We start from the raw sequence: 21,021 nt of genomic DNA, 5'->3' as shown, positions 1-21,021 counted from the left end.
GGGGGAGATTAGCAGCTCCACCCAAACATTTGGGATGTCGTCACGATTGCTGCACTATATCAGGGCATAAGCGATACGATGGGCCAGGGAGAGGTAGCCGCTTGAAGGAAGTCAGGATCCAGAAGCCGGAGCGGCAGCAGCGTCTGTTTGGCCTGTCGATGCCGCTCAGGGCCGCTGTCATTCCGCCGCTGTCGGCGGCGCGCTGGCTCCTGGTGCTGATCGTTGCCGCCGGCGTTTATTTCTTCCACGGCTTCCTGTTCCCGGTTCTTGCCGCCCTGGTTATCGCCTTCGCCAGCTGGCCGCTCTATCGGCGGCTGCTCGCCGGCGTCGGCGGCAACCGCACCATCGCTGCGACGCTTGCGATCTTGTTCATCCTGACTTTCCTGGTGGTGCCGATCGCGCTTGCCGGCACCTACGCCATCAATGAGGTGCGCGAGTGGGTCAACTGGGCGATAGAGACCAACCGCTACGGTGCGCCGACGCCGCACTGGATCGCCACCATGCCCGTGGTGGGCGAATGGCTCAATGAACAATGGACGGTCAACGTTGGCCACCCCGGCGGTATCGGCGAACTGATCCAGCTGATCAGTGGCGCCAATATCGGCAGCATCTATCGCGGCGTGCTTGCCGCCGGCGGCAGCGCCTTCGGCCTTTTGCTGACGCTGCTATTCATGATGATCGCGCTGTTCTTCGCCTATCGCGACGGCGAGCATTTCGCCGGACAGGTCGATCGCCTCGGCGAACGCATCCTGCCGGCCAGATGGGAACGGATCTCACGCGTGGTGCCTGCGACAATCTCCTCGACGGTGACCGGCATGACCGTTATCGCCATCGGCGAAGGGCTGGTGCTGGGTATCGCTTACTGGTTGGCCGGCGTGCCGTCGCCGGTGACGCTCGGCGCGCTGACCGGCATCATGGCGCTGATCCCCGGCGGCGCACCGCTGTCCTTCACGCTGGTGTCGATCTATCTCGCGGCCAGCGGCTCGCCGATGGCCGGGCTGGCACTGTTCATCTGGGGCGCGGTCGAACTCTTCATCGTCGACAAGACATTGCGCCCGAAGCTGGTCGGCGGGCCGATAAAGCTTCCCTTCCTGCCAACCTTTTTCGGCCTGATTGGCGGCGTCAAGACGATGGGCTTTCTCGGCCTGTTCATCGGCCCGGTGCTGATGGCGCTGCTGGTCGCAATCTGGCGCGAATGGCTGCGCGAAGTGGAACTGACCGATGAGCTCGCTGCCGCCGAACCGGCGGAGCACGATGACGCACCGCCGCAGATCGAAATTGTCGCCGGACGCGCCGCCGCGAAAAAGAATCAGGCCGGGTGACTGACGGCGAAGGTGGCGCGGCGCTTGCGCCCCTCGTGCAACTGCCAGAGCGAATGGCCGATCAAGGTCATGATTAGGATCGCGCCGCCGATCAGGCTGTTGCGCGACGGTGTTTCGGCGAAGATCATCCACACCCAGACCGGCGCCAGCACGGTTTCAAGCAGGTAGAACATCGCCACCTCCGGCCCGGAGATGTATTTCGGGCCGTTGGCGAGGCAGAAGAACGAGATCGGCATGATGACGGCGCCGTTGAAGATGATCCACCAGGGTGCGTTGACGTGAAAACCCACCTTGGAAACCATCACGGCGCCGACGGCCAGCGGCAGGACGACTCCGATCAGCGCGGTGAAGCCCATATCCTTGCCGCTGGCGCGCGAGATGGTGATGGCCGCGGCGATCATGAAAGCCGAGCATAGCGCCATCAGGTCGCCGAAGAGATGCCCGGTTCCGACGGAATCGCCGACGATGATCACGACGCCGGCGATCATCAATGCCAGCGCTGCGAGCGTCAGCGGCCGTGGCCTCTCCTTCAGGAACAGCCACGACAAAACGGCCGCGAACATGGTGGTGAAGGCCAGGATGAAAACGAGATTGGCGGTCGAAGTGTTGTAGACGCCGGTGATGAAGGCGATCGAGCCGAGCCCGTAGAGGCCGGCAACGATGAGCCCTGACCAGCCCGGCACAAGCTGCGGTGCCTTTGCGCTCAGCGAGCGCCAGGCGGCCCAGATGATAAGCGTGGCGACGAAGGTCGTGCCGGTGCGCAACAGCAGGATCGTCCACGCCTCGCCGTCGGCGAGCCGGATCAGCGGAATGTCGACGGTCAGCGTCAGCCCGCCGATGGCGGTGATCAGAAGGCCTCTCTGGTGGTCGTTGTGGGAAGACATGCGGCAATTCTCGCGTAGGCTTGGAGGCGCAAAATTGACCGCCCGGTTTTCCAGCCGATCGGCCGGAAGCCCAGCGGCATCCTCCTCGAAACAATTTAAGAGTGAATACCGAAAGCGAAGATCAGCGCGAAACCGCTTCGTGATTGTAGCGTTCCCAGCCTTTCGGGCCGAGATGCTCCTGCGGCTGGAAGCGCATCTTATAATTCATCTTGCGCGAGCCGTTGACCCAGTAACCCAGGTAGACATGGGGCAGGCCCATCGCCCTGGCGCGGGCGATGTGGTCGAGGATCATGAAGGTGCCGAGCGAACGGTCCTCGAAGTCCGGGTTGAAGTAGGAATAGACCATCGACAGGCCATCGGCCATCTTGTCTGTGAGCGCCACGGCGATCAGCTCGCCCTGGCCCTTGCCGGTGATGAAGCTGTCAGGTCCGCGGCGACGGTATTCGATGACCTTGGTGTCGACATGGGTATCCTCGACCATCATGGCGTAGTCGAGCACGGTCATGTCTGACATGCCGCCACGGCGGTGGCGGGCGTCGAGATAGCTGCGGAACAGCGAATACTGTTCGGTGGAGGGTTCGGCGTCGTGCATGGCGCCGACCAGATCCGAATTATGCTGTATGACCCGTTTCAAGTTGCGGCTGGCGGTGAATTCCTGCGCCAGGATGCGCACCGACACACAGGCGCGGCAGGTCTCGCAGGCCGGCCTGTAGGCGATGTTCTGCGACCGCCTGAAACCGCCCTGCGTCAACAGATCGTTCATCTCGGGGGCCTTGTCGCCGACCAGGTGTGTGAACACCTTGCGCTCGAACTGGCCCTCGAGATAGGGACATGGCGAGGGCGCGGTCAGAAAGAACTGCGGCGACTGGGTCGGGTGCTGCGTCATCGAGCCTTGGAAACACTCCTGCGAATCGCTCTACCTTTGGCGCGGACGCCGAAAAATTCAACAGGATTGTGAAAGCCTGGTTGATTGGACGTCTTCACATTTGTGCGCAAAGGCTGCGGCCGCGCTTCAAAAGTCTGCTCAGCGGCCGCTGCGGCTGACGACGGTGCCGAGCAGCAGGTCGTGCAGCGTGCGCTTGCGGTCGGAAAACAGGCTCACCAGCAGGACCAGCGGCGAAAGGATGACATTGCCGGCCCAAAACAGCACCGAATGCACGACGGCGGTCAGCCCGTCGATGCGGCTGCCGTCGAGCCGGTCGAGCCGGATGCCCATCATCTTCATGCCGGTGGTGGCCTGGTCTTTACTGCCGAGCGTGTTCCAGATGTAGAGGATGGCGACGGCCGGCACGAGAATGGAAAACAGCATCCAGCCGAGGCCGAGCGTCAACAGCCCGAACAGGAACACCAGGATCGCGAATGGAATGGTGAGCAGCGCGACGATGAAATAATCGATGACAAAGGCGAGAATGCGCCGCGTGCGCACGCCCTCATAGGCGCGGACATCTTCGAGCCTGCTGGTGATGATTTCGCCGTCGAGAACGCGAGCGTTCATGTCATTTCCTCGTAATCGAACCCGGGTTAATGCACGGGGCCGCTTCTTGGTGAAATGGTGAAGGTTCGCGGCGGAATCAAGATCGAGCCTTTCGCCGCCGTGTAGATGGTGACGGAGTGCCTGGGGCCGTCTGACTTGTTGAATTCACGGCGCGGATAGCGTTAGTTTGCTGCGGCGCAACAAAGCGCGCCGAGCCGAGGGGACGGGGCGACATGGACTACGACATGCTGGTCATCGGCAGCGGCCCATCCGGGCGCCGCGCCGCGGTGCAGTCGGCCAAGCTCGGCAAGTCGGTGCTGGTGGTCGACAGAGGCCGGCGTCTCGGCGGCGTGTCGGTGCATACCGGCACCATACCGTCGAAGACGTTGCGCGAGACGGTGCTCAACCTCTCCGGCTGGCGTGAGCGCGGCTTTTATGGACGCGGCTACCGCGTCAAGCAGGACATTTCGGTCGGCGATCTGGTCGAGCGCCTGCACAAGACGCTCGACCATGAGGTCGAGGTGCTGCAGCATCAGTTCATGCGCAACACGGTCAAGAGCGCGCGCGCCGCGGCAAAATTCCTCGGCGCCAACAAGGTCAGCCTGACCACCGACACCGGCGACTACAGCGAGGCTGGCTTCTCCCATGCGCTGATCGCGGTCGGCACCCGGCCGCACCGGCCGCACGACGTGCCGTTCGACAAAACACGGATTTTCGACAGTGATGAGATGCTGGAGCTCGATCGCCTGCCGCGCACGCTGACGGTGATCGGCGCCGGTGTTATCGGTGTCGAGTATGCGACGATCTTTTCGGCGCTCGACGTGCCGGTGACGCTGGTCGAGCCGCGCAATACGATGTTGGATTTTGTCGACCGCGAGATCGTCGACGACTTCATCCATCAGATGCGCGACCGCGGCATGACCATCCGATTGGGCAGTGCCGTCAAGGAGATCGCCTCCAAACCCGACTATGCCGAGGTGACGCTGGCCGACGGCCGCACCATACGGTCCGAGATCGTGCTTTACGCCGCAGGGCGTACCGGCAATGTCGGCAGCCTGGGCTTGGAAACGGTCGGCATCGAGTCCGATTCCAGAGGCCGCATCAAGGTCGATCCGCAGACCTTCCAGACCAGCGCGTCCAACATCTATGCCGCCGGCGATGTTATCGGCTTTCCGAGCCTGGCCTCGACCTCGATGGAGCAGGGCAGGGTGGCCGCCTGCCATGCCTTCGGCGTGCCCTTGCCGCCGCCGCCCGAAACCTTTCCCTATGGCATCTACGCCGTGCCGGAAATCTCCACGGTCGGGCAATCCGAGGAGCAGGTGCGTGAGAGTGGTGCCGCCTACGAGGTCGGCGTGGCGCGGTTCCGCGAGACATCGCGCGGCCACATCATGGGCGTCAACACCGGCTTCCTGAAGCTTCTGTTCTCGATCGAAACACGCCGTCTGCTCGGCGCCCATATTGTCGGCGAGGGCGCGACCGAACTCATCCACATTGGCCAGGCGGTCATCAATCTCGGCGGCACCGTCGACTTCTTCGTCAACAACACCTTCAACTATCCGACGCTGGCCGAAGCCTACAAGATCGCCGGGCTGGACGCCTGGAACCGAATGGGGCGAGGGTAGACCATGATCCCGAATCGAAGGACCGCGTGGGCATCGGTTTTGCTGCGCGGACCTTCGGGATGGGGGCAGGACACTCAGCAGTGGCGCATTGCAACCGACATGGTGGCCGTTGCGTTTCAGCCAAACGGATTGCCGAACAGGGCAAAGCAATGACTGGGGCAGCGCCAAGGAAAACCTTCGCCTGGATTTCCCGAAACACGGTGCTTCTGGCGCTGGCGAGCCTGTTTGCCGACATTTCGACAGAGATGCTTTATCCGATCCTGCCGATCTTCCTAACCCAGACTCTGCACGCAAGCGGGAGCGTCGTCGGTCTGGTCGACGGAATCGCCCAGGCGACGCAGAACATCGTGCAAGGTTTTTCGGGCTGGCTCTCGGACAGGCTTCAGAAGCGGAAACCGATAGCCCTCATTGGCTATTTTCTGGCCTCTATCGCCAAACCGCTGATCGGCGTGGCCACGGTGTGGCCGATGGTCCTGGGCGCGCGGTTTGTGGATCGGCTCGGTGCAGGTTTCCGGTCCGCTCCGCGCGACGCGCTCCTTGCTTCGTCCGTGGCCGACGAGCACCGAGGCAAAGCATTCGGCCTAGAAGGCATTGGCGACAATCTGGGAGCGTTTCTGGGACCACTGCTCGCGGTGCTGCTTCTCATCGCCCTCAAAGTCGATATCCGCTGGATCTTCTATCTCGCGCTCATTCCCGGTCTCCTCGCCTTCCTCATGGTGGTGTTGGTGCACGAGCAGCCACTGGCCGTAGCCGCAAAGGCCAAGATCGACATCAATCTGCGGCAGTTTCCCAAAGCCTATTGGACCTATCTCTTGGTGACAGCTCTCTTCGGCATCGGCAATTCGAGCAATGCGTTTCTGATTCTGCAAACACAGGATATCGGTGCCTCTTTGGAGGCAACCATTCTTATCTATGCAGGCTTCAATCTCGTTGCGGCGCTGATTTCCTACCCGGCCGGCTTTCTATCGGATCGCTTCGGCCGCAAGGGCGTGTTACTGTCGTCCTTCGTCATCTTCCTGATCGCCTATCTCGGCTTCGTCTTGACCCGGAACATCTATCTGATCGGGCTGCTTTTTGCCTTCTACGGGTTCTATCAAGGCATCTTCCGCTCAGTCGGCAAGGCATTCGCCTCGGACTTCGTGCCGCAAGAGCTGCGTGCCAGCGGCATCGGCTGGTACAGCACCACGGTCGGCCTGCTGGAACTCGCGGCAAGCGTTGTCGCCGGACAGCTCTGGGATCGTGTAAGCCATGAGGCGGTGTTCATCTACGGCGCTGTCTTCGCCGTGGTCGGCAGTGCTGGTCTGCTTGCCCTGATCCCCTGGCGAACCGACGGTCATAGTGTGTCGGCGGCGTCGTAGTGCTGCCGGGGCGTTGCCGATGATGAGCAGCCTTTAATAAAACGTTCTACTCAAACTGAAAGGTCCCCGGTCATGACGCCCGTCAGTGTTCGCTATATTGTCGACGATGTCGCCGCTTCCATCGATTTCTACGTGAAGCATCTGGGCTTTGCCATTGAACGGGATGCGCGGCCGGCTTTCTGCTCGGTCACGCGCGGCGATCTGCGGCTTCTGCTGAGCGGGCCGGAGAGCTCGGGCGCACGGGCGATGCCGGATGGCCGCCGGCCGGTGCCGGGAGGGTGGAACCGCATCGTGCTGGTGGTGCCGGATCTGAAGCAAGAGGTTGCGCGCCTGAAGGGCGCCGGGCTCGCCTTCCGCAACGATATCATCAACGGCGTCGGCGGCTCGCAGACCCTGCTCGAAGACCCGTCCGGCAATGCGATCGAGCTATTCCAGCCCGCCGCACACTGACATTCGATGGTCGGGCCCGCGTTGTGCGTGCGCTCAATCCGCTCGTTCAGCGGTTGCCTGACCCCGCCAGCCACTGCCTGACGATTTCAGCATCCGCGTCGCCGATTTCATGGCCGGAGGCAATGGTGTGGGTCTCGACCTTGGCGCCATGCGAGCTCAGTAGAGCGGCCAACACGGGGGCGAAAGGCGCGTAGGTCAGGTCGGCGGCGCCGGCGACGATCAGAGCCCGCGCCTTCGACAGGTCGGCCGGCGGCACCTCGTCGAGCACCGGCATGGGGCGCAGCAATGCAGCGCGCTCGATGAGGCCCGGATGCAGCGGCATGACGCTTGAAACCAGATTGGCGCCGTTCGAATAGCCGAGAAAGGTCGCGCGGCGGAGATCGAGGCTGTGGCGCTTCGCGACGCCGGCGACGAAGCTTGCAAACGCATCTGCCTCCGCGCGGATACTTGCCTGCTCGAATCGCGTCGGGGTGATTCGCGTGAACCAGCGGAAACCGTCCTCCTGAGGGATGCGGCCACGGACCGTAACCAGCGCCGCATGCGGCGCGATTTGCCGACCAAGCGGCAGCAAGGTCGTCTCGTCGACACCCGATCCATGCAACAGGAACAGCCAGTCACCGGGTAAATTGGCGGATCGATGGAGCCGGTAGAAAAAGCCTGAATTCTCCTGCAAAATACCGTCTTCGAGGCTTTGCTCGGCCATAGTCACATCCTTTTGATTCCGCGTTACTTTCGTTAATTTGCCGGCTTCAAAACGGAATATTTTCAAGCTCCGCGAAAGTTGATTGAACCGGGCGCATTTCAGTCCGTTTCTTTGCCGATATAATCCCCGCGGGGGATCGAAGCAGTGTGCGCCGGGTGGTCGCCCGAGGGATCGCATGCCGGGCATGAACAACCAGCTTTAAGGCCTTTTATCGATGACCATGCCAGTTTCGCCGGAACGCGATACGCGTATTGATGTGTTCCGGGCTCTCGCCCTCCTGACCATATTCGTCGACCACGTGCCTGGCACCGTTTTCGAAACCCTGACCTACAAGAATTTCGGGTTTTCGGATGCGGCCGAGGCCTTCGTGCTGATCTCCGGCATGTCCGTCGCTCTCGCCTACGGCACTAAGTTCCAGCCGGGAAACCGGCTGATTGCAACACTGAAAATGTGGCGCCGCGCCGGTGTGCTCTATGTCACCCACATCGTCACGACGATGGTGGTCATGGCTATCTTCTGCGCGGCGGCGGTGTTTGCGAAACGGCCGGATCTTCTGACGCTGATCAACATCGAGCCGCTCGTCAGGAACCCGCCACAAGTCCTGGTCGGCATCGTCACGCTCGGCCATCAGCTCGGTTACAACAACATACTGCCGGTCTATGCGGCGCTGCTGTTGATGGCTCCGGTCTTCCTGCTGTTCATCAGCTACCGGCCACTGGCGGCGCTCGCAGTATCCGCAGCCCTTTGGCTGATTGCCGGAATCTACCAGATCGCGCCGCCGAACTACCCGGAGCCCGGCTTCTGGTTCCTCAATCCGCTGTCATGGCAATTGCTGTTCAATATCGGCATGGCCAGCGTGTTGCATGTGCGGCGCGGCGGCACCATCCCTGTCAATCGCTGGCTGGTCGGCGCGGCCGCCGCCTATGTGCTGACGGCGCTCGTCTGGGTGCACAGCCCGCTGTGGGGGCATGTGTCGTGGCTCGACCTGCCGGTGGTGCTGACCGGTTTCGACAAGACGTTCCTGTCGTTGCCGCGGCTGCTGCACATCCTGGCGATGAGCTACCTAGTCGTCGCCTTGCCTTTCGTCTCGAACCTGTTCCGCACCGGCCGCGACAATCCGCTCGCCATATTGGGCAAACGCTCGCTGCCGGTTTTCATTGCCGGCACGGTGATTGCCATGGCGGCGCAGGTGATGAAGCTGGTCAACCCGGGCGGCTTTGCCTATGACAGTCTGCTGCTCGCCGCCGGCATCGCCATGCAGTTCGCGCTCGCCTTCTATCTGGAATGGCTGTCCGCTATCGGCTGGTCCGGCAAGGGCAAGCCGGTCCGCAACGAGGCGCCGCCGGTCCGTCCATCCTTTGGCATCGGTCCGATGGCGGCCAATCGATAAGATTTGGAGCCGATCTGCCCAGTCAACCTGTGCCTGGCGGCGGCCGGGACGACGCCCTGACGACAAGTTCGACGCCGAGCGTTTCTCGCCGCACCGTGCCGTCGAAGTCGAGGATTCTTCGCGCTGCCCGGCGGCCGATCTCGGCGATCGGCTGGGCGATGGTGGTGAGCGGAGGCTCGCAAATTGCGGCTTCAGGCACGCCGTCGAAGCCGACGACGGAAACATCGCGAGGAACCGCGATGCCCCGCGCGCTGAGCCATTCCAATGCTTCCATCGCGACCCGGTCCGACATCGCCAGGATGGCGGTCGGCGGTTCCGCCGAGGCGAAGAGGGTTTCGAGGCCGGCCTTTGTGCTGGCCTCATCGTTTTCAGTCTCGTAGACCGGCACCTTGGCGGTATCGACGCCGAACCGGGAAAGCTCTTCGAGATAGCCGAGGAGGCGGTCACGGGTTCCTGTATAGACTGCGGTCCGGACCTGCTCGGGCGAGACAAGTCCGGTGCTGTCGTCGGCGAAGGCCAGCGACAGCACGGCGAAGCGGCGATGTCCAAGTTCCGCCAGATGGCGCGCCGCGAGCCGGCCGCCGGCAACATTGTCGACGCCGATCGCGGAGACCGTGGCGTCCTGCGAGCCGAGCTCGAGCGCGACGAAGGGGAGCTTGCGTTCGCGCGTCAGCTCGACGAGGCGCGGACCGCCCTCGATGCAGAACAGGATGAAGCCGTCGACCAGGGCGCTCTGGATATTCCAGGCAAGTTTTTCCTCGTTGCCGGCCGACACGAGGGCTATTCCCGCGCCGGTGGCGTCGCATGCCTCCGAGATGCCGGCCATCATCACGCGCGCAAAGGGGTCGTCGAAGAAATAGGACAGCGGCTCGGTTGTGGCGACGCCGATCGCATTGACCTTGCCGGCGCGCAGCAGGCGGCCCTTTGGATCGGGGCCGGCGTAGCCCAGCGCCTCGGCCGCCGCCTTGACGCGCTCGCGGACTTCCTCACGCACGATTTCGGGACGGCTGAAGACATTGGAGGCGGTGCCGTGTGATACGCCCGCGGCTTTGGCGATGTCCGCCAGCCGGATGGGCCTCCTGCCTTCGGTGAGTGATGCCATTTGTTTGTCTCCGGGACTCCGGTCCAACAGTATCGCCGACTACCTAACACCTTCGTTGGATCGATTCAAATTTTTGCTTGACATTTGTGGTGCGATGCGTATTCTTTGAATCGATCCAAGAGCGTTTTTCGTCCCCAGATTGGATCGATACAAGAGGAGAGCGCCATGCACCCCGTCAATTATCTGTTCGAGGACATTTACCGGAACGACTGGAGCATCCGTTCGAGCGCGGAGGCCCGGAAGCGGCGAGACAGGACCGGTCCGTGGATTCGCGACCTGGGTTTCCTCGTAGGACGCAAGCGGAGCTGATCGGTGGCCTATTTTTGTGCCCGCTGATTGGATCGATTCAAAAAACTAGAGGAGATTAAGCCATGCACCCGATCAAGCATCTGTTCGAAGACATCTATCGCAATTATTGGGGCATCTCGCCGGCCACCGAACGGCCGGAGCGGCGGCGTGTAGTCAAGACGACCAACAGCGATGGCCAAGTCCGGCCCGAACGTCCGCGAGACTGAGCTGGCAAGACAGAGCTCGTGGATCGAGGGCGGCTGGCGAAGGAGCAGCGGCCGCCATTGGTTGCCGCATCAATGGCGGCGCGGGCGCACCAGCGCCGAGGCGGCCATCATCAGCCAGCCGCCGATGAGCAACGTGCCGCCGATCGGCGCCGACATCGGGAACAGCCGCGAGCCAAGGAAGTCGCGGGCCAAAAGATCTCCCGAGAATAGCAGAAGCCCGACGAGAAGGATGAGGCTTCCGGTTCGCAGGATGCTATTGCCACCGAGCAGCCCGACGGTAAGGAAGACCGGCGCATGCAAGAGCAGGAAGGATGCGGCCGTACCGACGAAAGCGCCGCCGAGATGTGCCGCCGCCGCCGAAAGCGCCACGCCGGTTGCGCCGCATAGGCCGCCGGCAAGAACCAGAATGCGGCCGCCTGCCGCGTGTTCATCCGTGCTCATTTCCACGCCTCCGTGATTCCTGGCGACCGCCTGAGATAGTGCCGCGAACCGTGTCAGGATTTGCCGGCTTCCGCCAGCATGTCGCGTTCGCGGCGCGACTGGACCAGCCAGTTATAGGCCGCTCCGCCCGCCATCAGAATGGATGTGCCGAGAAACACCGAGCGCATACCGAAATGGCCGCCGGCGAAGCCGCCGAGCAACGGTCCGGCGACCTGCCCGACATATTGCGCCGAGATCGACAAGCCCAGTACGTTGCCGCCGACCCCGTCGGGCACATTGTGGCGGATGACGCTGGTGATGCAGGGCAAAAGACCGCCAAGCGCCAGGCCCATCAGGAAACGCAGGCCGACGAGTTGCCAGCCCTGGGTAACGAAGGCCTGCGGGATCAGCAGCAGCGCCGAGACGGCGAGTGCGGCAACGATGACGTTCCAGTGGCCGATACGGTCGGCGAGCTTGCCGAGCCGCGACGCCGACAGGATGGCGCCGAGCGCTGCCGCGGACATGACGATGCCGGAGACCAGCGTGACCTGGCTCTGATCTTCGATGAGCTGCTGGACATAGACGGTGATGATCGGCTCGATCGACATGGTGGCGAAACTCAACAGCATGCCGGTCGCCAGCATGGCGACGACGCGGCGCTTGTCGGGAATCTGCGACCAGCCGTCTTTCACTTTTTCTTCTGACGCGGCCTTGGCGGCAACCGGGCGAGGGGCCTCCTTGATCAGCAAGGTGGTTGCCAGAAAAGCCAGGAAAATGACGCCGCCGGCGAGCAGGAATGTGGCGCGGATGCCAATCAGCGGCGGCAGCGCGCCGCCAAGCAGCGGACCGACCAGGGCACCGGCCGTGATTCCGGCCGACAGCACGCCCAGCGCCCAGCCGGAGCGATCCTTCGGCGTCTGCATGGCAACCAGGATGGTCGAGCCCGAAGAATAGCCGCCGGCAAAGCCGATCAGCAGGCGCAAGAGCACCAATTGCCAGACGGTCTGCACCATGCCGGTCAGCGACATACACAGCGCCATGCCGAAACTGGCTCGCACCAGCATCAGTTTGCGGCCGTAGCGGTCGCCTAGCCGCCCCCACAGGGGCGCGACCAGCGCGGCAGCAAGGAAGGTGGCGCCGTAGGCGATGCCCGACCACTGCACGATCGCCGCATGGCCCTCGGCGCCCAGCTGCTCGACGTAAAGCGGCAGGAAGGGCAACAGCAGCGTCATCGCTACAAGCGTGCTGAACGAGCCGGCAAAACACACGGCGAGATTGCGGCGCCAGTGGACGTTGTGCGTGCCTTGCATGGCGAGGGCGGCGTCTTGCGGCATGTCATGTCCTGTCCGGCCAGCTTGCATGAAACTTGCTACGGATACCAATTTGGGATACCAAACTGGTATCTGTCATGAACGCAAGCCCCGTCGCTGTCAATGCGGGCCTCTCAAACATGATCGACAAAGGCCGGCGTGATCGGCCAACGCCGGCCAGTGACCCGATTGCCGGAACAAATGACCTGAACGGAACGCCAATGTCGCAGATGCAGAACGTCGAAAAGCAGCTTCGCGAGATGATCCTCGGGCTCGAGATCGGTCCCGGCGAGCGGCTGACGGAGCGCTGGGTCGAAAGCCGCTTCGGTGCATCGCGCACGCCGGTCAGGGCGGCATTGCTGCGGCTCGAGACTGAAGGCCTGATCTGCCGCGACGGCCGCGGCTGGACGGTCTCGCCCATCAATCTTGCTGAACTCGAGCAGATCGCCGTCTATCGCGAGGCGGTCGAGGTCGCGGCACTCAGACTAACTTGCACCTTGCAGGACAGAAGTGCCGTCGAAATCATCGAGGCGATGCTCGATTCTTGCGACGACAAGACGCCGCGCGAGGAATGGCATCGCGTCGGCAGGGATTTTCATATCGAGTTGGCGCGTCTATCCGGCAACGAGTTCCTGTTCAGAGCGGTTCGCGACGTGATGACACGCCTGTCGCGCGCCCGCTGGCTCGAGGTTCGCGACGAGGCAGCGCTCGGCCGTGCCTGGGCCGAACACCATGCCATTCTGTCGGCGGTGCGGGCCGGCGATGCCGATAGCGCCGCCCGCCTGCTTTCGGCCCATATCATCGGCAGCCGCGACCGGCTGGTGACCTCGCTGCGCAACGACCGGCGCGGCCTGCGCGCCCGGGGATTTGCCGTCGTCGCTTGAGTGAGGATCGGCTGCCATTGATCACGAAAAGAGCAGATGAGCGAAGAATGCTACTTTCGGTCTCGCTTCGCAAATGCCGATGGCGTAAGAGCAGCGATGGAAAACAACCGATTTGACACACCCGTGACCGTCAAGGGCGCGGCGGGAAGCAATCAGCTCTTGCGTACGGCCCGCGAGGCTTCCGACTACCTCCTCAACAATTGGCCCGGCAAGCGCAGCCCCAAGCACCGCGAAGCGTTGCAAGCCTGTCATGATGCGCTGGCCGGCGACAAGCCGGCCATGAACGCAAGACGGGCCTTTATTGCCGCCGCGCGTGAAGTGAACGTCTTCGTCAGCGACAAGGCGCCCGCCTGAGGCATAGCGGGATTTGACCGAGGCCCGGACCGCCTGACAGGCCGGGCGTCATCACTCGGTCGTTTCGGTTTTGGTTTGGGACTCGCTCTCGCCCTCGGGCTTCGATCGCTCCTTGGCTGCGACCTTGGCAGCCTGCTTTTCCGCCTTCTTGGCAGCCTTCTGCCGGTCGCGTTCCTTGCGTTCCTGACCGTAGTTCGGTGCTCGTGCCATATCGTTTCCTTTCATTGTGCTTGGCCTTTGCCTAGGAGCATTGGACCGCAAACACAACACCGCAAGGCACGATCGGGCTCCATATCTCGGCGCAGTCCGGAGAGCCCGGCTTTTCAGGCGCCGTCGCGGTCGAGGACGAGATCGGCCGGCCCGAACCGGTCCTTTGCCGTGAATTGCTGGTGCCAGTAGGGATAGAGCACGGGCGGCCTGCTGACCACGTCGAGCCGTGTGCGCTCCTCATCGGCAAGCACAAGGCTTGCAGCGGCGATATTGTCTTTGAAATGCGCTTCGGTTCGTCCGCCGATCACCAGCGAACTGACAGCGGGCCGGCCGAGTAGCCAGGCAAGCGCCACTTGCGCTGCCGACACACCGTGGTTCTTGCCGATATCGATCAGCACGTCGACGATCCGCCACAGCCGGTCCTCGTCGCGGATCGGCGGTTCCGACCAGCCGCTGAGCTGGCGGGCGGTCGGCTGGTCACGGTGGTATTTGCCGGACAGCAACCCGCCGGCAAGCGGGCTCCAGACCAGCACGCCGAGCCCTTGGTCGACCGAGATCGGCAACAATTCGTACTCGGCCTCGCGCGCTTCCAGCGTGTAATGGATCTGCTGGGTGACGAAGCGTGGCTGGTGATGACGGTCGCTGATCCCCAGCCCCTTCATAACTTGCCAGCCGGAATAATTGGAGCAGCCGACATAACGGACCTTACCCTGCGCGACCAGCGTGTCGAGCGCGGCGATGGTTTCCTCAAGCGGTGTCAGGCCATCCCACTCGTGCAGGAAATAGATGTCGATGACATCGGTCCTGAGGCGCTTCAGGCTCCTCTCGCATTCGCGGATCAGATGGTAGCGCGACAGGCCTTCATCATTGGGGCCTTTGCCGATCCGCATGCGCGCCTTGGAGGCGATCAACACGTCGCCCTTGCGCTTGCCGCCGAGCGCCTCGCCGATGATCTCTTCCGACACCCCGTTCGAATAGACGTTGGCGGTGTCGATGACATTGACGCCGGCATCGATGCAAAGGTCGATCATCCGACGCGCCTCGTCGAGGTCGGTCTTGCCAACCGCCGAAAACGCGCCGCCGCCGCCGAATGTCATGGTGCCCATGGTCAGGGTCGAAACCTTCAGCCCGGAACGGCCGAGAGTGCGGTATTCCATGTCGTATCCTCACGATTTATCGGGAAAGGGCGTTGCAAACGACAGCCCCTCAGTGAACCGGGCATTTGTAGGATAATTCGTTCCGCTTGTCGCCCGCCCCGCAGGGCAAGCTCGATCACATCTTGCGGATTGAACGCACAGCCAGCGCAGTAGTGGCTGCAATAAAACCGTCATTGCCGACCTATACTAACATCGGTCCAGCGCTTCGATTTCCGGCCGCCGGGCCGGGCGGCAGAGCGCCTGACAGCGGCCGACAAGGCCTGTAAGCGGAGCAGCGCAAATGACCGAGATAAAACAGAATTCCCCGGCCAGGGACTGGCTGGAAGCGGAACTCGCCGACACGCTCGACGAAGATTATGAGCTGGAAATCTCGGAGCCGGCGCTGTCGATGGAGATCGCCAAGATCTACAAGAATGCGCATCCGCCATCGATCGACCGCCTGCAGTATTTTCGCAATCTCATCACGCTGCAATCCGAATTGATCAAGCTACAATCCTGGGTCGCCTATCACAAGAAGAAGCTCGTCGTGGTCTTCGAGGGCCGCGACTCGGCGGGCAAGGGTGGTGTTATCAAGCGCATCACCCAGAGGCTTAATCCGCGCATCTGCCGCGTCGCAGCACTTCCGGCGCCGACCGAGCGCGAGAAGTCGCAATGGTATTTCCAGCGCTACGTTCCGCATCTGCCGGCCGGCGGCGAGATCGTGCTGTTCGACCGCTCCTGGTACAACCGCTCCGGCGTCGAGCGGGTAATGGGCTTTGCCCAGCCGGATCAGGTCGAGGAGTTCTTCCGCGACGTTCCGGAATTCGAACGCATGCTGGTCCGCTCAGGCATTACGCTTGTCAAATACTGGTTTTCGATCACCGACGAGGAGCAGCAGATGCGCTTTTTGATGCGCATCCATGACCCGATGAAGCAATGGAAACTGTCGCCGATGGATCTCCAGTCGCGCGTGCGCTGGGAGCAGTACACCAAGGCCAAGGAAGAAACGTTCGCCCGCACCAATATTCCGGAAGCCCCGTGGTTCATCGTCGAGGGCAACGACAAGAAGCGGGCACGGCTGAACTGCATCGACCATCTGCTCAAGCAGATGCCCTATGAGGAGGTGCCGCACGAAGAGATCACACTGCCGGAGCGCGTCTTCAATCCCGAATACGAGCGCCAGGTACTGCCGCGCGAACTGTATGTGCCGGAGAAGTACTGACTAAAGCGGCGAGGAAGGCGGCGCCTCCATGGCGGCGCCCTGCAACAAGCTAGGTGCGCTCGATGATGACATGCGTGGCCTTCGGCGTCGCGACCTGCTCGCTGCAGCGATAGCCGAGCTTGGGCATGTCGATGCCGGCAAAAAGGCTCTCGCCGGCGCCTAGCAGGACCGGTGAGATCGCCAGATGCATTTCGTCGATGAGCTTTTCCTTGAGATATTGCCGGATCGTAGAAACGCCACCGCCCAGCCGTACATCCTTGCCGTCAACCACTGCTTTCGCCTTCTCCAGCGCTGAGTGGATGCCGTCGGTCACGAAATAGAAGGTCGTGCCGCCCTCCATGACAATGGGATCACGTGGATGGTGCGTGAGCACGAAGACCGGCACATGGTAGGGCGGGTTGTCACCCCACCAGCCTTTCCAGCTGTCATCCGGCCATTCGCCGCGGATCGGCCCAAACATGTTGCGGCCCAGGATCCACGCGCCGATATTTTTGAAGCTGCGCGCGGCGAACGCCTCGTCAGTGTCCGTGGTCCCGCCATCCTTGCCGAGGACCATCTTGCGGAAGGTGCGGGTGCCGAACATCCATTCGTGCAGGGCTTCCCCGCCAACACCCAGCGGGTTCTTCAGGTCTTGGTCGGGACCGGCGCCGAAGCCGTCGATCGACAAGGTGAAAGCGCTGACGCGAAGTTTGGACATGAGAGCCTCCTCGATAACCAATTGTGAGATGCAAGCAGTTATCGGGGTAGCTTAACTGATTGCATTTTGCAAGCGGTATTTTGAATCGCCGGCGGGGCAATCGCTTCCAAATCATGTTGGAATAACTAATCTCAATGTCGGCGCCGCCCGTCATCCGCCTGCCGGCAGCTTCTCCCTGTATAGTGACGGGGAGAAGGGGCTGGCCGCAACGTCGATATTTTTGCAACGCTGGAGATTGGTGAAATCTTTTACGAACGCGTCTTTCTCCCTGCCACTTTACGGCGAGAAATGCCCGGCAGGGCAACGAGGGGCAGCGTAAACTTGAAGCGATGTCCTGCGGCGTTCCATGTCGCGCTTTGGACGAACGAACACTACTCGATGTAGACGCTACAAAGGCGCATCACCCCTTGAGCATCGCCGCCACTTCGGGCGCAAAGTAGGTGAGAATCCCGTCGCAGCCGGCGCGCTTGAAGGCGAGCAGCGATTCCAGCATCGCCTTTTCGCCATCGATCCAGCCATTGGCGGCGGCGGCCTTGATCATCGAATATTCGCCCGAGACCTGATAGGCGAAGGTCGGCATCTGCAACTCGTCCTTGAGCCGCCGGATGATGTCGAGATAGGGCAGGCCGGGCTTGACCATCAGCATGTCGGCGCCCTCGGCGAGATCCTGCTCGGCCTCGCGCACCGCTTCGTCGGAATTGGCGTGGTCGATGTAATAGGTCTTCTTGTCGCCCTTGAGCAGGCCGGCGGTGCCGACCGCCTCACGATAGGGGCCGTAAAAGGCGGATGCGAACTTGGTCGCATAGGACATGATCGCCACATCCTGAAATCCATTGGCGTCGAGCGCATCGCGGATGGCACCGATCCGGCCGTCCATCATGTCCGAGGGGGCAATGATGTCGGCCCCCGCCGCCGCCTGGATGACTGCCGCCGCCGTCACCTGCTCCACCGTTTCATCATTGACGATAATGCCCTCGCGCAAGATGCCGTCATGGCCATGCGAGGTGAAAGGGTCAAGCGCGGCGTCGGTGATGATGCCGATCTCCGGCACCGCGTGCTTGATGGCGCGGGTGGCACGGTTGATGATGTTTTCCGGATCGAGGATATGCGAACCGGTCTGATCGCGCAGGCCGAGCTCGACATTGGGGAAAGTGGCGATCGCCGGAATGCCAAGTTTGGCCGCTCGCTCAGCCTCCTTGACGGCGAGGTCGAGCGACAGGCGGAACACGCCGGGCATGGCGGCAATCGGTTCGCGCACTTGTCTGCCGTCGACGACGAAGATCGGCCAGATCAGATCGTCGACCGACAGCCGGTTCTCCTGGACAAGGCGGCGCGACCAATCGGCCTTGCGCATGCGCCGCAGCCGCCGGCTGCCGGTGATCTCGTCGACGCTGCGCGCGCCGGCAGGCTTTGCAGGGGTGAATTTGTTCATCGCAAAAACTCCGGATCGGGCGGCTTTTACCACGAGCTTTCGCTGCTGACCAATGCGACACGATTGTGCCAGCGGTCCTGTCGGGCGCTATTCTGGTTGCCCATTGCCCGATAGGATCTGCGCAGCACCCCGCATGGCGACGCGGAATGCCTCGTCGAAGCTGACGCCGCGCACTTGCCAATTGTAGCTCTTGCCATTCAAGGCAAGCCGCCAGTCGGCTATCCAGCCCAGTTCCTTGTCGCTCCAGACGATACTGCCGGCGAGCGCCTGGTCGGCTCCGGCCTTCCTGGCAAGCTGGTCCAGCGTCGTGATATCGGCATGGCGCAGGGCCTGGTCGTTAAGCTTTGAGGCCGATAGCAGCGACGCTTCGGGAAACACAATCCGCATGACCAGCGGACCGGTGGTGTTGACGAACGATTCGCGCATCGCCGCCCCGCGCTCATCGTCGGCGGTCAGCACGAACTGCCTTGTGCCTTGCTCCGCCGCCAGGAAAATTACCAGGCGTGGCCGCTCGCCAAGCCATGGTTTGCTGCCGAGCGTGGCAAGCACCGGATCGATAACGTCAGGCCTGTACAGACAAGTGAGATCGTGCGGCCGGTCATGGGTGCCCTGTTCGTCATGGACCGGAATGCCTTCGAGACGGTCGCGATAGCGGAATTCGGCAACGAAGCTGCCGGCCTTGTCGCGCAGCGCCGCCATCTCAGTTCTCTTCGGCAGCCGCTGATCGCCGGACACACGAACCAGCACCGCATCGAGGCAGGCCTTGAAACCGATCTGCCTGTTGACCTCGCCCTGGCCGGTGACGATGGTCTGCGATTGATAGAGCTCGTCGACGGTTCCGGCCGATACGGGAGGAGCGTTCGCAGCGATCAGGCCGACCACCACAACAGCAAGGCGCGGCAACCAAGGCATGGTTCAACCTTCCGGTTCAAAGCGCCAGCATTAGCACTGGGTGACGCCGACGACCATGCAGCGGATTGGGCGCCGCCATTGACGCGGCCATGCGCCACGCTTTAGCACTTCACTCCCGGCGGGCGCGGGGAGGGATTCTCTGGCGATGGATTTTGGCGGAGGCGACGAGATTCGCTTCGAAAGATTGGGCAGGGCCGGCGTCGTCACGCTGACGCGGCCGCAGGCGCTCAATGCCGTAACCCACCGCATGGTCAAGGCGCTGGACAAGGCGCTGCGCAGTTGGGAGCGCGACGACGGCGTCGACGTTGTCGTCGTCAAGGCCGAGGGCAGGGCATTTTCGGCGGGCGGCGACATCCTCCACATCTACGAAGCCGGCCGCGCAGGAAGGCCTCCGGTCGATTTCTTCGCCGATGAATACCGGCTGAATGCCCGCATCGCCCGCTTCAAGAAACCCTATGTCGCGGTGATCGACGGCATCGTCATGGGCGGCGGCGTAGGTATCTCCTTCCATGGCTCGCAGCGAGTGCTGACCGAGAACGCCCAGTTTGCCATGCCCGAGGTCGGCATCGGCTTTTTCCCGGATGTCGGCGCCAGCCATCTGTTGCCGGATCTCGGCGGCAGCTTCGGCATGTATCTGGCGCTGACCGGCAACCGCATCCGCTATGGCGATGCTTTGTGGTCGGGCCTCGCCACCCATACGATCAAGGCGGAGGGCCAGGCCGGCTTCCTCGACCGTCTGGCGGAAAGCGGCGACCCGGAATCGGTGCTGCGCGGCTGCTTCGTCCCGGCCAGGCGCGAGACCGACAGGCCGACGCTGGAAGCCATCGCCCGGCATTTCGCGCAGCCGTCGCTGGCCGATATCGTCGCTAGCCTGGAGCGGGCAGCCGCTGCCGACGAGTTCGCGGCAAAGACGCTGGCCACCATCCGCACACGTTCACCGACCAGCTTGCATGTTGCATGGCGCCAGATCAGCGCCGGGCAGACGTTGTCGATGGACGAGTGCATGAAAATGGAGTTCCGTATCCTCAACCGCATGCTTGCCGGGCACGACTTCTATGAAGGTATCCGCGCCGCCATCATCGATAAAGGCTCGACGCCGCAATGGCGGCCGGCAGGCATCGATGACGTCAGCGCCGCCAACGTCGACGCCTATTTCGCACCGCTCGGCGAACGGGAACTGAAGCTGTGAGCGAGGTCGCCTCGAGACGCGTGGTGCTGCAGCCCTCGACGATCGAGGTCATCTTCGCCTGGTTCCAGCGCGTCATCGCCGGCTACTGTCTGCTGTTCGGCATCTTGTACTGGATCCGGCTGATCGGCTTTTACCCCGGCCCGTTGTGGCGCTTCGACCTGATGCCGGTGCACTGGCAGGTGGCGGCGGTGGTGCTGGCGGTGTTTTTTCCGTTCGCTGCCGCCGGCCTCTGGATGCTGGCGTCCTGGGGGCCGGTGATCTGGTTCATCTGCGCGGTGACCGAGTGCGTCATGTATGCCGGCTTCCCCGAGCTGTTCGGCCACCGGCCGCTGATCGTCGCCTCGCACCTTGCGGTGGCGCTGCTCTACATAGTGTTCCGCGTGGTGATCTGGATCCAGAAGCGGCAACCCCGGCGATAGCAATTCCGGCCAGGAT

At 62.6% G+C, this 21,021-nt stretch carries 23 protein-coding genes; 11 read left to right on the top strand and 12 right to left on the bottom strand.

What is annotated here, in order from left to right; genetic code table 11:
- The first annotated feature begins 101 nt into the window (after positions 1–101).
- On the top strand, positions 102–1,322 hold the full coding sequence (locus NKJ73_RS25455; protein WP_352571482.1) for an AI-2E family transporter: 1,221 nt from the start codon (positions 102–104) through the stop codon (positions 1,320–1,322).
- On the opposite strand, the gene NKJ73_RS25450 is transcribed toward NKJ73_RS25455, so the two are convergent.
- The 3 genes from NKJ73_RS25450 to NKJ73_RS25440 all read right to left on the bottom strand — a co-directional run bounded on the left by NKJ73_RS25450 (position 1,310) and on the right by NKJ73_RS25440 (position 3,701).
- Positions 1,310–2,206, bottom strand: a complete 897-nt coding sequence (locus NKJ73_RS25450) for a DMT family transporter (RefSeq protein ID WP_352571480.1) — start codon at positions 2,204–2,206, stop codon at positions 1,310–1,312. The two genes, NKJ73_RS25455 and NKJ73_RS25450, sit on opposite strands and share 13 nt — an antisense overlap.
- Positions 2,207–2,327: 121 nt before the next feature.
- Positions 2,328–3,092: an arginyltransferase gene (locus tag NKJ73_RS25445; protein ID WP_352456566.1), complete on the bottom strand. Its 765-nt coding sequence runs from the start codon at positions 3,090–3,092 to the stop codon at positions 2,328–2,330.
- Positions 3,093–3,230: 138 nt separating this feature from the next.
- Positions 3,231–3,701: an RDD family protein gene (locus NKJ73_RS25440; RefSeq protein WP_023674465.1), complete on the bottom strand. Its 471-nt coding sequence runs from the start codon at positions 3,699–3,701 to the stop codon at positions 3,231–3,233.
- Positions 3,702–3,913: 212 nt separating this feature from the next.
- Here NKJ73_RS25440 and sthA point away from each other — a divergent pair, with 212 nt between their 5' ends.
- From sthA to NKJ73_RS25425, 3 genes are all read left to right on the top strand, one after another.
- Positions 3,914–5,302 carry a Si-specific NAD(P)(+) transhydrogenase gene (sthA, locus tag NKJ73_RS25435; RefSeq protein ID WP_352571479.1) on the top strand — a complete coding sequence of 463 codons (1,389 nt, stop codon included), beginning with the start codon at positions 3,914–3,916 and terminating at the stop codon, positions 5,300–5,302.
- A 149-nt stretch (positions 5,303–5,451) separates the two neighbouring features.
- Positions 5,452–6,660 carry an MFS transporter gene (locus NKJ73_RS25430; RefSeq protein ID WP_352571478.1) on the top strand — a complete coding sequence of 403 codons (1,209 nt, stop codon included), beginning with the start codon at positions 5,452–5,454 and terminating at the stop codon, positions 6,658–6,660.
- Positions 6,661–6,732: 72 nt separating this feature from the next.
- Positions 6,733–7,110: a VOC family protein gene (locus NKJ73_RS25425; protein WP_352571477.1), complete on the top strand. Its 378-nt coding sequence runs from the start codon at positions 6,733–6,735 to the stop codon at positions 7,108–7,110.
- Between the two features lie 46 nt (positions 7,111–7,156).
- Here the strand turns inward: NKJ73_RS25425 and NKJ73_RS25420 are convergent, their stop codons facing one another.
- A complete protein-coding gene (locus NKJ73_RS25420) occupies positions 7,157–7,999 on the bottom strand; it encodes an alpha/beta hydrolase (protein WP_352571504.1) in 843 nt (280 codons plus the stop codon).
- Between the two features lie 28 nt (positions 8,000–8,027).
- On the opposite strand from NKJ73_RS25420, the gene NKJ73_RS25415 reads away from it, so the two are divergent.
- A complete protein-coding gene (locus NKJ73_RS25415; protein WP_023674470.1) occupies positions 8,028–9,203 on the top strand; it encodes an OpgC family protein in 1,176 nt (391 codons plus the stop codon).
- Positions 9,204–9,225: 22 nt separating this feature from the next.
- On the opposite strand, the gene NKJ73_RS25410 is transcribed toward NKJ73_RS25415, so the two are convergent.
- The gene (locus NKJ73_RS25410) at positions 9,226–10,305 is read right to left on the bottom strand and encodes a LacI family DNA-binding transcriptional regulator (RefSeq protein ID WP_352571476.1); all 1,080 of its coding nucleotides are present in this window, start codon (positions 10,303–10,305) and stop codon (positions 9,226–9,228) included.
- A 371-nt stretch (positions 10,306–10,676) separates the two neighbouring features.
- Here NKJ73_RS25410 and NKJ73_RS25405 point away from each other — a divergent pair, with 371 nt between their 5' ends.
- Complete coding sequence (locus tag NKJ73_RS25405) at positions 10,677–10,820, top strand: hypothetical protein (RefSeq protein ID WP_023674473.1); 144 nt, start codon at positions 10,677–10,679, stop codon at positions 10,818–10,820.
- 69 nt (positions 10,821–10,889) lie between these two features.
- Here NKJ73_RS25405 and NKJ73_RS25400 read toward each other — a convergent pair whose 3' ends face one another.
- Together NKJ73_RS25400 and NKJ73_RS25395 are read right to left on the bottom strand one after the other, a co-directional pair.
- Positions 10,890–11,261, bottom strand: a complete 372-nt coding sequence (locus NKJ73_RS25400; protein ID WP_023674474.1) for a DUF423 domain-containing protein — start codon at positions 11,259–11,261, stop codon at positions 10,890–10,892.
- 53 nt (positions 11,262–11,314) lie between these two features.
- On the bottom strand, positions 11,315–12,574 hold the full coding sequence (locus tag NKJ73_RS25395) for a multidrug efflux MFS transporter (protein WP_352571475.1): 1,260 nt from the start codon (positions 12,572–12,574) through the stop codon (positions 11,315–11,317).
- 197 nt (positions 12,575–12,771) lie between these two features.
- Between NKJ73_RS25395 and NKJ73_RS25390 the strand changes: the two genes are divergently transcribed.
- Positions 12,772–13,434 carry a GntR family transcriptional regulator gene (locus NKJ73_RS25390; protein WP_352571474.1) on the top strand — a complete coding sequence of 221 codons (663 nt, stop codon included), beginning with the start codon at positions 12,772–12,774 and terminating at the stop codon, positions 13,432–13,434.
- A 96-nt stretch (positions 13,435–13,530) separates the two neighbouring features.
- On the top strand, positions 13,531–13,788 hold the full coding sequence (locus NKJ73_RS25385) for a DUF982 domain-containing protein (RefSeq protein ID WP_023674477.1): 258 nt from the start codon (positions 13,531–13,533) through the stop codon (positions 13,786–13,788).
- Between the two features lie 51 nt (positions 13,789–13,839).
- Here NKJ73_RS25385 and NKJ73_RS25380 read toward each other — a convergent pair whose 3' ends face one another.
- Positions 13,840–13,998 carry a hypothetical protein gene (locus NKJ73_RS25380; protein WP_352449291.1) on the bottom strand — a complete coding sequence of 53 codons (159 nt, stop codon included), beginning with the start codon at positions 13,996–13,998 and terminating at the stop codon, positions 13,840–13,842.
- 113 nt (positions 13,999–14,111) lie between these two features.
- On the bottom strand, positions 14,112–15,155 hold the full coding sequence (locus NKJ73_RS25375) for an aldo/keto reductase (protein WP_352449292.1): 1,044 nt from the start codon (positions 15,153–15,155) through the stop codon (positions 14,112–14,114).
- A gap of 280 nt (positions 15,156–15,435) precedes the next feature.
- Here NKJ73_RS25375 and ppk2 point away from each other — a divergent pair, with 280 nt between their 5' ends.
- Complete coding sequence (gene ppk2 / locus NKJ73_RS25370) at positions 15,436–16,356, top strand: polyphosphate kinase 2 (RefSeq protein ID WP_352571473.1); 921 nt, start codon at positions 15,436–15,438, stop codon at positions 16,354–16,356.
- 49 nt (positions 16,357–16,405) lie between these two features.
- Here the strand turns inward: ppk2 and NKJ73_RS25365 are convergent, their stop codons facing one another.
- The 3 genes from NKJ73_RS25365 to NKJ73_RS25355 form a co-directional block, all read right to left on the bottom strand.
- Positions 16,406–17,053, bottom strand: a complete 648-nt coding sequence (locus NKJ73_RS25365) for a dihydrofolate reductase family protein (RefSeq protein WP_352571472.1) — start codon at positions 17,051–17,053, stop codon at positions 16,406–16,408.
- 400 nt (positions 17,054–17,453) lie between these two features.
- Entirely contained in the window at positions 17,454–18,485 is a 1,032-nt protein-coding gene (hemB, locus tag NKJ73_RS25360) for a porphobilinogen synthase (RefSeq protein ID WP_352571471.1), read from the bottom strand.
- An 87-nt stretch (positions 18,486–18,572) separates the two neighbouring features.
- Entirely contained in the window at positions 18,573–19,397 is an 825-nt protein-coding gene (locus NKJ73_RS25355; protein ID WP_352571470.1) for a DUF8605 domain-containing protein, read from the bottom strand.
- A 145-nt stretch (positions 19,398–19,542) separates the two neighbouring features.
- On the opposite strand from NKJ73_RS25355, the gene NKJ73_RS25350 reads away from it, so the two are divergent.
- Together NKJ73_RS25350 and NKJ73_RS25345 are read left to right on the top strand one after the other, a co-directional pair.
- On the top strand, positions 19,543–20,586 hold the full coding sequence (locus NKJ73_RS25350) for an enoyl-CoA hydratase/isomerase family protein (RefSeq protein WP_023674484.1): 1,044 nt from the start codon (positions 19,543–19,545) through the stop codon (positions 20,584–20,586).
- Positions 20,583–21,005: a DUF6163 family protein gene (locus tag NKJ73_RS25345; protein ID WP_023674485.1), complete on the top strand. Its 423-nt coding sequence runs from the start codon at positions 20,583–20,585 to the stop codon at positions 21,003–21,005. The genes NKJ73_RS25350 and NKJ73_RS25345 overlap by 4 nt, the downstream gene beginning before the upstream one ends.
- Positions 21,006–21,021: the final 16 nt, after the last annotated feature.

This window comes from Mesorhizobium sp. M0074 (assembly GCF_040322975.1).
In the GTDB taxonomy this organism is placed as follows: Bacteria; Pseudomonadota; Alphaproteobacteria; order Rhizobiales; family Rhizobiaceae; genus Mesorhizobium.
The sequence above is the reverse complement of the archived record's forward strand: the minus strand, read 5'-3'. Positions and strand labels throughout refer to the sequence as shown.